Consider the following 12,398-nt stretch of genomic DNA (forward strand, 5'->3'; position numbering starts at 1 on the left):
GGGGATTAACAAAAATTATTTTTTCATCAGCTTAATCACGTCCATCAATTTGTCATGATTATCTGTTTTTGTTTTGGTTGATTTGGTTGTTTTGGAAAATTCAGCTGGTAACTTTGCTACTTTATTAATAGTATCGGTAAGGGTTTTAACTTCTTTGCTGAACTTTTGCATTTCTTCCTTTGTAGCAGAATCACTTACACTACCTGTCAATTGTGCTAATATTTCTTTAATAGATTCTACTTCAGCTTTAATTGCAGCAGTTTCTTTTTGTAATTCTTCAATAGCTACTTTATTATCATCAGGTGCAGGTGTATCTTCAGTTGGGGTTTCGTTTGCTAATTCTTCAGGTTGTTCTTCCCCTTCAATGGATGCAATAACGCCATCTTTAACAGTAAATTTGAATCCATCTTCTAATTCGTAGTCACCATCAGGCGCTACATTTAATGACCCATCAGCGTTTATTAATTCTACTTTACCACCTACAACCCTATCTGAAATATTTAACTGGTCAGAAGAATAGACACCATCAAACTTTTCTGTTTTAAGATTGGTTAAGGCTTTAAGCAATTCTTTTTTTAATTCTTTCAACATTTAAATGCTTTCTCTTTTAAATATTGATGAGAATGATTTTTTGAAATAACAGGAAACAAAAAAGCCGGTCAAAAAACCGGCTTAGAATAGAGGGAATTAAATTTCTTTAGTATAGCAATCAAATCTTCATCAGTAGTGGATTTGTCATGTTTAACTTGGCTGTCTGAAAATTGAAATAATCCTTCGACAGAAAAACCTTTCAATTTACCTGATTTTATATCCTGCCAGACTGTATTATCTGTTACCTTCATACCCACAATCCAACTACCATCTGGAACATCAATTCCTTTAGGTGATTTGATACCTTTATCATCATCTACTATATATGACTGAAAGATGTAAGAATGTGCAGGTATATCGGTGTGTGATATATTGGTATTATTAGCAAAGTTCTTTTTAAAAAACACTTGGGCAATTTGCCTAATCGTCTCCTTACTAAAAAAAACATTGTATTCTGCTCCTGTATTCTGTTCCTTTCTATATATCTCAATATCAGGTATCATAGCAGGGCCGATTAATTCTTGCCTTTCGTCATCATAGGAGAATTGAAGTTTTGTATGTTCATTAAATGCAAAGAAGTTTTTTTCTATTGCAGGTTTATCTACAAGTGCTACAGCGGAAACAAATGAATCTTCGTTTTCGTCTATAAATATTTCATAGGTAGGTATATCTTTTTTCATTGGTTTTTAAAATTTAATATGTGGATAGGCTGTTAAAAAATGTTGATTTTTGTTCATTGTTCTTTAAATCCTTATCGGTAATGTATGCTCTAACTGTTGTGTCTGCCTGATTAATTACACGGACATCTTGTGGTGTAGTGCTTTGACTTAATGAGGATGTATTAATTACAGGTGCAGAAGCAGATGTAATTGAAGATGTAGAAACAGATGGTGCAGAACTGGAAGATGAACCTGCAATCTGTACCGCAAGAATTTTCTTTACATTGGATAGACCAGCGGCAACAGCAGCGGCAGCACTGACAGCACCTAATATAATACCATATGGCCCACCCGCTTCTAAACCATTTTTGTAGGCAAGCATGGCACTTTCATATGTACGTATTAAGGTAGCAGCAGCAGATAAACCTTTTTGTGCAATAGTATTTTCACCCGCTAATTCCGCTACACTTGACATTAAATCGGCAGAAGCATTTGCTATTTGTTGCTTCTGTTCAAACTCTGCCTTATCTAATGCTTTGTTGGCTTCAGTACGTTGACGGTTAATATCTAATAGCTTCGCGTTGTGGTCGGCTGTTAATTGTTCAATCTCAGCATTCTGTTCACCTAATTGCTCCTTCTTCAAATCATAAGCAGCATTTTCTGCATCTTGTTGGGCTGCTAGTACCGCTAATGTTTTCTCCTTTCTCTGTTCAGGTGTATCACTATCAGATATGGTATTTTCAGAAGTGGTTTTTGTAAGTTGAATATTTGCTTTAACATTAACATCATTCAATCCTGATTCTTTAGATACAGCAGCTAATTCACTTTTCCTTCTGGCTTCAATTACTTCCTTTTCTTTATCTGTAGCAGTTTTAAAAATGTTGTCATAGAATTTATTAATCTCTAATTCTTTCTGCTTATATGTATCCAGGTTCTTATTAGCTCTATCTGTTAATGCCTGGCTAATCTGGTCATCGTACTTTTTATTAATCTCGACTTTTTGATTATTATATTTGGTTGTTAGATTAGAAGTATCTTGGCCATATTTATCAAATGCTTTCTTCTTCTTTTCATAATCGATTTGAAGATTGGATAACTCTTTATCCCTAGCATTCATGTTTAACTGAAGAATATCCTTTTGATTTTCTTCTTCAATCTTTTTAATTTCATCTAATGCAGTCTTACGTTCATTGGCTGCTTTTTCGGCTGCTTGTTTAGCTTTTTCTGCGGCCTTATCTGCTAATTTCTTTTGCTCATCTGCCTTTTTCTTATTCTGCTGACCTTCCCAAACGGCTAAATCCAGTATTGCCTTCTTCTGCTCATCACTTCCTTCCTTCTCCTGTTTGATACGCAATTGTAACTGCTCCTTCTGAAGACTTAACACCTCTATTCCGTTGGCAGAATATATCTTTAATGCAGCATCTAATTCATCTGCACGTTTCTTTGCTGCTTCACGCGCTGCTTCATCTGCTTGCTTTGTCCTTTGATTATTGTATTCACTTTGTACATTACCTACAACATCAAATCCTTTCTTCATGTCCTCCACAGCACCCTTGAAATCGCCTTTTACAATATCAATGAGTGCTTTAATTGGAGCTATGGCATATTGAACTACCGCATTACCCAAACCGATTACAAAGGCTTTAACTTTATCAAATGTTTCACCAGCTTCACCAAGTCCAGGTATAAGTTTCTTTACAGATTCTTTAATTTCATCAAAGTTGGCAATAAGATAACCTACAGCTAATACTATTGCTGTAATGCCCAAAGAGGCTAAGGCAACTTTCAACCCCTTCATGGTTGTAGTCGTAGCAGTAGTTGTTGCTGCAACGCCTTCCTCTGCGACTGATACGCCTCTTAGCGATAAAATCAACCCTTTAATATAGTCATTCGCGTCTTGGAAGGAATTCAGTGCATCTACTATACCAGAAATAGCCTGTAATTTTGCCACTGCTTCTGCTGCTGTATCACCTGAAACTCCTACTAATTCTAAACCACCTGCGACACCCTGAACTGTAGAAGCTAATAAAGAAGCAGCCTTAACAGCACCATTAAACCTATTGCCAACATCAGCTGCTTCAACATTACGTCCTAACACCTGCATCTGGTCATTAAGTTGAGCAATCGTCCTTACTGCATTATTATATTCTTCTGTATTCTCCTTACCTGCTGTTGCTAATGCTAATGCAGTTTCACGGGCTTCCTTAAGTTGTTGCTTGAAACTTTTAACCGAATCAGTTGGAATTTCAACTTTAGGTTTGATAGGGTTGTTGTTTACTTCATCAATATCTTTTTTAATATTTTTTACACCATCCATTGCAGGCTGTAAACCACTTGCATCACTTGCGACCTCTAATATTATTTTTTGACTATCATTTGTATTTTCAGCCATTAAAGATTTTATTCTTTAAATAGTTGTATCAGAAAGATATTCTTTGCAGGGTAACAGTAGTAATTGCTTCTGATTCTGTATATTCCAAATTGATAATCTTAAAATAAGCGTGTCCATATTGCCCCATATCAACATACACCGGTACACGCAAATCTAAATTAGTAATATCTACAGCATTCAAATTAACTCCAACTTCAAATGTTGTCAAGTTGATATTAGTTAGTTCGGAAGTTTGATTGATGTAAAAGCTATTATACAGGTTCGGTACATTAACATACTCACTACCAGCTAAAAAATATACTTCTTTAGGGTTGCCAAAATTTAATGAAGTTAATGGTGTTAATTTCTTTGGTGTCACTCCATCGGATTCATATGGGGTATTTGGATTCCTGGCTATGGGGTCAAACCAGTACATAGAAACATTTGCATACCAGTTACTACTATATACATCAGTTTTACCCCAAGTGGTAGTAGCAGTATCAAATGTATCAATTCCTACAGTATAAGTGTTTGTTGCTAATATTCCATTGTAATAAAGTACCCTAATATTTGTACTTACTGGTGATTTAGCTGAAATACTTGTTCCCCCCTGAACTAACATAGGATATACACGTCCACCTGTACTAAAAGATACTTGTGGTGATGCGCTGAAGACAACTTTTACTTCCTTATTATCTGTTATACCTAAACCATCTGTGAATGTTAGAGTACTATAATTCTCTGCATACTTTGTTTTATAATTCTTATTCAGATAATCATTGCTATCATCAGAATAAGTGAATGTGTAGTTTTTGGGAATTGAAAGATTAGATGTTCCTTTTATTTTTGAACTGTAATCTATCTTATTCGTCCAATCTAAAGCAGTGTTCTTTATATTTTCGATATCTGCCAATGCATAGAAGTCATCATAAGTTTGAAAGATAAAATGTTTGGGATTGTCAAGGGTATTAGATACATATAGGTTAAACATATTGATTACTGACTTAACAAAATCGAACATTTTAATTCCTTCCGGTGGTGTTGGTACTATTTCATCACCAAACGTTACATCCACAGTAAACAAAGTACTATCATCTTTACTAAATGACAATGCAGCAGATGTAATTGTAGGAGAAGAATAATAGGCAGAAACATTAGCAACACCAAATACAGTACACGCTATTCTCACCTGTAATTGTTCAGTGGCATTATATGTAGTTTCAGGTACAATGAAGTCGGCAGTGAAGTCTAGGGCTTGATTATCATTAACAGTGAATTTCTGTTCAGCTACAACGGTGAACTTATCGTTATTTATAATTGTTGATGTGCTATAATCACGCTTTACCAATTGAACAGAAACATTTTCAGTTCCTGGATTATTCCCCGTTATGCTCCCTGACACTTGTACCCTACCATCAGACGTGAATGTACGTTTGGCATAAAGCAGGTTATGTTCTCTGTTAGGGCTGGCAGGGCTACCATCACCATATTGTACAGGTGCGTAGTCAGTAAGATATGTATTACTTTGGGTATCCCATCTAACAGGGAAGTAAATCATCATGTTATTCTGGTCGTATCCTTTATTGTAACTACCTGTCTGTGAGGTAGATTTATTATATAAGGCTCTATTCTCTTTTGTACTTACTGTTAGCTTTTCTTGTGAATTAGGAATAAGCAATGAATTGAATCTATTTAAAAAGTCACTGCTACCTTTTATCTCATATGTGTAATCAGCAAATTTGAATATCCTATCAAAATATTCTTTAACCCATATAGCAGGACGTTGGTTCTGTAATTTGATATTAGAATAATCAACGTTTAGTTCATTGTTGGTATACTTCTCACCGTAATCAATGAAGGGGTAAACATATCCGCTGCCTGAACTGTAATAAGTTGAATAGAATGAATTAGTTGTAGTATTATATCTTTCATATTGCCCAAGAGCAGTAGTACCTGTATTCCAATCTTTAATATCGCCTTGGCTACCTCCAATATTATCTGTTGTATAATGGTGTTTAAGGTCTGAAAAATCCAAATCTGATATTAACGAATCACCCAATGAAGATACAAACCCTTTAAACTTACCAGCAATACTAACAGTGTAAGTAATATTGCCTTTCTCATCAATAGTAAAATCCTGAACATACAGATTCCCCTGAAGAATTAAATAATTGTCTTCATATACTAAACAATCTACAGTTCTCAATGGTGCATAGTTAAAGAACAATTTATTGTTGATGGATTCATCAGCGTATCTGTTATTGTGAAACAGGTGTCCTAATATCTGATTGTTAGTTTGAGTTCCTTTGAGGGTAATTGTTTTGGTAGCAGGGTTTTTCCTGTTGCTTATGTCGCTAATATCGGACACAGCAAATACGGTAGACAATTGAATATCTTCAACATCTAATTTTCCGTAGTTGGTAATGGTATCTTCCAGGCTACTATAAATAGCCCAATTAGCCGCATCATAATAATTTACGGGAATACTACCGTCAATGGTTAACTGATAGTAATGGAAGTATGAAAAATAAGTGCTGGACAATATCTTATAATAATTACCTTGGAATTTAAGGTACTGACCGGCACTTATTGACATTGAAGAATCTGTAGTTCTGATTGCTACAATGTTAGTGGGATTAACATTTACATCATTTACTCCTGAATATAAAGGTGCTGTTGTTGGTGCCTTTGAAGTTTCTAAAACATAAATTGAATACATTGATTCGTTTTATGTTTTAAATACTTGCATCTATGCTTAATCTCTTATAGGGTCATTAGTCTATTATTGACGTATTTAACCAAAACAACAAATTTCTTATATACTTCCTCATATTTTTTAGATAGTTCATCAGATGTTTTTTTGCTGGAAGCATAAGCATCTGATAATAATTTCGTTTTCAATTCATATGATTGAATGTCTGTAGCTTTTTCTAGTTTTAGTTCACCAAATCTAAATATTCCCTTTAAATCATTTAGCCCAAGTAATAAAGTTTGTTGAAAATCATGAACAGATAAGTCCAAACCACCTTGCATTTTAACGAAATCTTGGTTATTAACAAATAATAATAGCTTTGCATCAGCTAGGTCTTTTTCATATAATCTTCGATTAATTTCTATATCGATATTATCAATTTCTTTATAGCTTTCAAGATTGTAGGTATATAACTGTACTCTTGCCATATAAAAAAACCACGCCGAAAATTTTTCAACATAGTTGATTAACGCATTATGTTCAGCCGTTTTTATATTTATCTTATGTTGATTTTCAATTGACAACTTTGATTTTAAGATTTCCGTTTCATTTGTCAAGTTGTTTTTAATTTCCTCAACAATTTTTGTAATTTCACCTATATCCTCTTTTGTAGCTTGATTCGTCTGTTTGGCTTCTTCATATTTTGTTCTCAATCCAAGAAGTAAAAACACATTTACAAGGGTTACAACAAATGTTAGAACCATTGGAATTGTGAGAAATTGTTGTGCAGTCATACTATTTTTCTGTTTCGATTCTTTGAATATATTTTTTTACCTCCTCGATGTTTTCCAACGGTATTAAAAATTGCTCAACAAAAGGATTGGTAGAAGCATAATATTTATCTTCTGATTTCTTTATTCCAATTCTAACAGGTCCATATTCTTTATAATAGTAATCATTTCCTTTTTCGTAGATATAACCCAAATCGAGTAATTCTTGTATCATAATAAAAACCATTTAGTGTGATACAAAATTAACAAAAAATAATATCATAATGATATTTGTCTAATACCATCAAAAGGATAAGATTCACCAATCAATCTATTTGAGCCACCTGCTGTAATATCGTCATAAGGTTCAAATAATATACGGTCAATAATAAATTTTTGATAGTTCCAGGATGCTAAACCATTACCTGTATTACTGCCTGCCCAAGCCTTAAGGGGAGAGGGTAGCCAAGGTGCAACTGAATCCGAAGTGGCAGAAGGAAACCAAGAGCCAATAGTTAATCTTCCAGGAATATCAGGAATGAATGATGTATTAGTTTGTTTTAATACCCCGTCAAAATAGAACTCTACACGGTCTTTGTACCATCTAAACTCATAATCATGGAATGCATCATCATTTGCAGCTTGCCCTATTGGTGTCAAATTAGCTAAGTATACTTCATCATTTTGTGTATCAGGGATTGAAGGGTCTTTAAAACGATACCCGGAACCACTGCCGGTTTCGCTAATCCAGGTATTACATTTAAAATTATCGAAAGAGGGTTGATAAACCGGATTAACCACTGTACTTACTTTAGTCCAATTAGTTCTTAAATTGGGGTTACCAGCACCGTTATATTTCCACAAACCGTTATTTGCAGATGATTGGGTATCGTTTTGTATACCTATGTGATATTGAGGATTGATGTCAAAGAATATAACATTACTTTCCACTTCTAACCATCCATTGAATACTCCCATTGCTAAATGGCTTGGCATTTCGATGTCTATTTCCTGATTCAACACAACATAATAGCCATCAGAAAAGCCCCCTTCACGTTTTAAACCTTCTTCCAATAATTCTTCATATTCTGGTAGCTCGGGGTAGGTCTCAGAGTACCAAAATAGCCAAACTGCCGGAGTGCATCCTAAAAGTTGGGTTATTTTAGTTCTAAATAAATAACGGCCAAAACCATGATAATCTTTAGATACAATACAACAACCTACTCTATTAGTCCAATCCTGTCCAAGTTTAGGGTCATCTCCCCAAACCGGGTCACCTTGTATTGTATGTATTTTAGGTGTACCGTCTCTATTAACTCCTTGTACTGTACCATCATACCAATCTCCATGTGCTTCTAATACTAACTTACCATCTTGAAAGTATACGTTATCACCAACTACTCCACCATTAGCATAACCACCCCAAGCCTTATGTAATGCACCAAATTTATTAACTATTTGATTCTTATTACTTTCAATTGATGATTCATTAGCGAAGTTAATATCATAACCCGTTGTTACTTTAGTGAAAGGAACAATAGTAACATTGACTGGTGTTCTCTCATTTGAATAAGTTTTATAAAACCATTTCTTTGAGCCTGTGGGAACATCATTTGGTACTACCCAACTAACTTTATTGTTTGTTACTGTGATGAATTGATAAGCAGGTACAGTATATGGGCTTGAACCATCTGGATTAGCAATTATCACAGTAGGATATGGGGGATTTAATATTCTCTCTCTCAAATTATTATCAGTCAGAGATGCACGATAATAAAAGTATTTGTAAGTACCTAAAGTTCCTATCAAATTTCCGTTGCTATCCTGCCTACCAAATCCTAAGTATATCTTCTCATTAATATCACCTGCAAAATTGGTAGCAGAAGAAAAATATGTAGGTGTTGATGGTGAATAATAACCACTATCAACTTTCATAAGAATTTGATTATTATAACTATCAGACGGGTTACTTCCATCCCTTCTAACAAATACTCTATGCCATTTGTTAGCAATTACAGCATGGTCTAAAACAATTGATTCTGTCGTTCCATCTTTGACATGTACCCAATTGATATATTTAGTGGTGGAGTCAATATAGATACCTATATGTCTAGCAACTGTACCGGAATACCATAACCATAATTTACCATCTACACCTGTTTGTGCCAATTCATCTGTAGTTAAATAGAACCAGAAGCCTAAAGAATAACTTCTCGTACCATCAGGCCCAAGTATTGAAGCCTGATTATTGCCCGTACTGTCTGATGTATCCGGATATAAGGCCGTAACATTTGAAGTTACCCTTAATCCTATTTCATTATCATACTTTTGAAAACCTATACCAATATTTTCGTCATTAACGGTATACTGAAAATTACCAAACTGATCTAATACATCCCTGAAGTTCCCTTTTAATTGATATAAAAATCCAATCCTTTCGGGTAAATATGAATCTAACAAACCTGTTTCGTTAATTGTCTCTACCTGCATATTAGGCATCAAAGTATGTGTCTTGTCTAAAAAATCACCTACTACGATTGGGGTAGTGCTTTTTACTTCTTCTGTAAATATTACAGTATTGTTTGTATCCCTGTATCTGATAGTATAATCAGTATCAGGCAACATCGAATCAAAGTTGACAGGAGTAACCAATTGACCAGTAGTAGTTACATTAACTGTTTTTAAATCTGTATAATTACTGCTTTCATCTGGGTCACTTGTCTTTCTTATATCAATAAGTATTTGTGTAGCCTGGTCTAATTCACTTGCAAAATTAATTTTCTCAATATGATATGATTGCATTCTTTTTTTATTCTTTAAATATTACGGGTATAGAAGTCACCATCAGTATTAACTACAGCTGGAAGGGTGTTTGATGCATTTACAAAGATAAAATCAGGCGTAAATCCATCAGATAAACTAAACGTGAATTGCTTAACATTGGGTTCAGTCTGGTATTTTTGATTTGATATTTCATAGGATGTATCAGATAATAATACAGGAACATATAAATCTGGTAATACCTGCATAACTATTTGTTCGCTAGTTAATAGATTGGACAACCATTTTAACATTCCATCATTTAAAATACCGGTACTTAGTTTAATTTGTTGTTCAGGACTAACGGTTAATATCTCGTCAATAATGTTAAATAATTTATCATCATAATCAGCAATCCTACCTTCAATATTAAGTTTGTATGGGTTATTCTGGACTGCCTGCTTTGTAGTTGATAATGTACTAATAGGGTTGAACAATTGTAATGTCTCAAATACACCAAATTGATTAACGAAAAATAAATTTACTGGCTCCAGATGACAGGGCAAAGATTCAATTATAAAACGCCTATTAATTGTTAGTGGGTTCTGTGAGTAATCCACCATCGCAACATCATAATAAGCAACATTAGAGAAGTTGACATTAGTTACCGCTATCTTTAGATGTTTAAGACTGCAATTAATCCTATATAATATACGTTCATCGCCTTGGTCTATTGCTTCATAGTGTGTGTAAAGCAGATTATTATTCTTATCGTAGAATTCATATTTACCAGTAATAACTTCAGCTGAATCATTGTGCAAGAAATGTAAACTTTCAAAAGAAGAATCATTTACCCTAACATTATCAGGTTTGGATGTTAGGAAGTTTACAACACGTCCTGATTGAACTAGGTACTTATTTTGATTGTAAGTCTTGAAAGTAATTGGATCTAACTTGCCATTGAATACATAACAAGTATCAGATGTATAACTAGTTCCATCAATAATATTTCCAGATGAGGATAACTTTTCAGTAATGACTATCTTATATGCGAATAAGTTCTTTTCAAAATTATCTACTAATTCTGATGTAGGTACATGGATAGGTTTGAATTCCCACTTAGCGTATGAGCGTAGAATTAATGATAGGTTTATATATGCGCCTGTTTGATTATCTGGTGAAGGATATATCTTTAAGTTACTGATTATACTATTACTTACAGCTTCGTACACTACCACTTTGAAATATACTATATTGGTCGCATCAGATGACACAGACCAGATAATATTATTTTTTGAAGGGGTATATTTATAAGGATTTTGAAGAATTGTTATTGCCATTTTACTTATATTAGCTTTATAATTTTAAATACTACGTATGGAAAACTTTGAAAGAATAGTAATGAATGGTGAGGTGAAACTTTATTTTGATATTGAACATAGTACACCCGGGATATGTAAGATTAAAGCGTCTGCTGATTGGAAAAGTTATGAATTGTTAGTCCAAAGAAACTCTTATGGTGAATGGAAAATTGCTAAGAAGTCAAGTTATCCTTCAGCTATTAAAAGTACGGAATTCGACATAGATACAATACTTAATGAAATTGGAAAAAAATAACACTTCAAGTATATATTATGAAAAGGGGTTTTAACCAAGCAATAAGCGGTACTATTTATAATTTTAATTTTAATTCTCCTGATAATAGAACATGTGTTGCTACTTTCGAATATAATGGAAAGGAAAAAAAGATTCTGCTTAGAGCAAATAAACGCGGAGAATGGAAAATTGATGAAGATAATTTACCAGATGAAATTGCTTATATGCAGGTTGATTTTCATGAAATGTTAAAAAAGTACTTAGAAGAAAATTTATGATATTATCACCCTTGTCGCATCGGATCTAACGTCAATTTGCTGACTAATTTGTTGAACACAGAAGTTGGCAAATTGGCTTTTTAAATCATTAATCAATTGCGGAATTTCTTTAGAATAAAATCCTTTCCCTTCAAAGCCATGATTGAAGATATGGTTTGAAATAGCGTAAGCAGCTGATTTTATTTTTGCTTCATTGTCCAAATGTGCGAATTTGCTAGGCTCACCATGATAACGTTCTTCATCACGTAATTGAATGTTCTTTGTTGTAATCCAATCTATAATAGCTTGTACTGGTGGTTTCTTATCAGTGTAGGAGTGTGGAGTGTTATATTTAGTTTTCACACCTGATACCCCTCTATCCTGGTACAATAAATAATCATTAGCATAGACCTTGATACTGTTATCTTCAACCTTCATTTCTATATTCTGAATTGCACCAGTAGTAGATGTGCTTGAAGAATCAATGTTATCTTTAATCCGTTCAATAAAGGCTCCAATTGCTTCTTCTAATGCACCGGCTACCGCTTCAAAACTATCCCTTGAAGTACCCAAATTTCCCAACTGGTCAATTCTGCTTTGATGTATTGCTGCTCTACTAGCTGACGATAAAGATTGTGCCATTACTTCATGTTTTTGTATTCTATATGGTTAGTGATGATGAGGGTTAAGCCTATAATTTCC

The 12,398-nt window shown here is 33.9% G+C and carries 11 protein-coding genes; 2 read left to right on the forward strand and 9 right to left on the reverse strand.

All coding sequences use genetic code 11. From position 1 onward, the window contains the following. Nucleotides 1-15: 15 nt before the first annotated feature. The 8 genes from U0033_RS28145 to U0033_RS28180 form a co-directional block, all read right to left on the reverse strand. Complete coding sequence (locus U0033_RS28145; protein WP_322518625.1) at nucleotides 16-591, reverse strand: Ig-like domain-containing protein; 576 nt, start codon at nucleotides 589-591, stop codon at nucleotides 16-18. Between the two features lie 68 nt (nucleotides 592-659). Further along, nucleotides 660-1,271: an XkdF-like putative serine protease domain-containing protein gene (locus tag U0033_RS28150; protein WP_322518624.1), complete on the reverse strand. Its 612-nt coding sequence runs from the start codon at nucleotides 1,269-1,271 to the stop codon at nucleotides 660-662. 13 nt (nucleotides 1,272-1,284) lie between these two features. Further along, complete coding sequence (locus tag U0033_RS28155) at nucleotides 1,285-3,642, reverse strand: coiled-coil domain-containing protein (protein ID WP_326980848.1); 2,358 nt, start codon at nucleotides 3,640-3,642, stop codon at nucleotides 1,285-1,287. Nucleotides 3,643-3,670: 28 nt separating this feature from the next. Further along, complete coding sequence (locus U0033_RS28160; RefSeq protein WP_326980849.1) at nucleotides 3,671-6,340, reverse strand: hypothetical protein; 2,670 nt, start codon at nucleotides 6,338-6,340, stop codon at nucleotides 3,671-3,673. Between the two features lie 44 nt (nucleotides 6,341-6,384). Next, complete coding sequence (locus U0033_RS28165; protein WP_072366825.1) at nucleotides 6,385-7,107, reverse strand: hypothetical protein; 723 nt, start codon at nucleotides 7,105-7,107, stop codon at nucleotides 6,385-6,387. A 1-nt stretch (nucleotide 7,108) separates the two neighbouring features. Continuing rightward, nucleotides 7,109-7,318, reverse strand: coding sequence for a hypothetical protein (locus tag U0033_RS28170; protein ID WP_143151032.1), 210 nt, complete (start codon nucleotides 7,316-7,318; stop codon nucleotides 7,109-7,111). Between the two features lie 44 nt (nucleotides 7,319-7,362). Continuing rightward, on the reverse strand, nucleotides 7,363-9,885 hold the full coding sequence (locus tag U0033_RS28175; RefSeq protein ID WP_326980850.1) for a LamG domain-containing protein: 2,523 nt from the start codon (nucleotides 9,883-9,885) through the stop codon (nucleotides 7,363-7,365). A gap of 14 nt (nucleotides 9,886-9,899) precedes the next feature. After that, nucleotides 9,900-11,183, reverse strand: a complete 1,284-nt coding sequence (locus tag U0033_RS28180; RefSeq protein WP_326980851.1) for a hypothetical protein — start codon at nucleotides 11,181-11,183, stop codon at nucleotides 9,900-9,902. 37 nt (nucleotides 11,184-11,220) lie between these two features. Between U0033_RS28180 and U0033_RS28185 the strand changes: the two genes are divergently transcribed. Together U0033_RS28185 and U0033_RS28190 are read left to right on the forward strand one after the other, a co-directional pair. Further along, entirely contained in the window at nucleotides 11,221-11,460 is a 240-nt protein-coding gene (locus U0033_RS28185) for a hypothetical protein (RefSeq protein ID WP_322518611.1), read from the forward strand. A gap of 17 nt (nucleotides 11,461-11,477) precedes the next feature. Continuing rightward, nucleotides 11,478-11,717, forward strand: coding sequence for a hypothetical protein (locus U0033_RS28190; RefSeq protein ID WP_322518610.1), 240 nt, complete (start codon nucleotides 11,478-11,480; stop codon nucleotides 11,715-11,717). Here the strand turns inward: U0033_RS28190 and U0033_RS28195 are convergent. After that, on the reverse strand, nucleotides 11,712-12,338 hold the full coding sequence (locus U0033_RS28195) for a hypothetical protein (RefSeq protein ID WP_326980852.1): 627 nt from the start codon (nucleotides 12,336-12,338) through the stop codon (nucleotides 11,712-11,714). The genes U0033_RS28190 and U0033_RS28195 overlap by 6 nt on opposite strands. Between the last annotated feature and the right edge of the window lie 60 nt (nucleotides 12,339-12,398).

This window comes from Chitinophaga sancti (assembly GCF_034424315.1).
Classification (GTDB): Bacteria; Bacteroidota; Bacteroidia; order Chitinophagales; family Chitinophagaceae; genus Chitinophaga; species Chitinophaga sancti.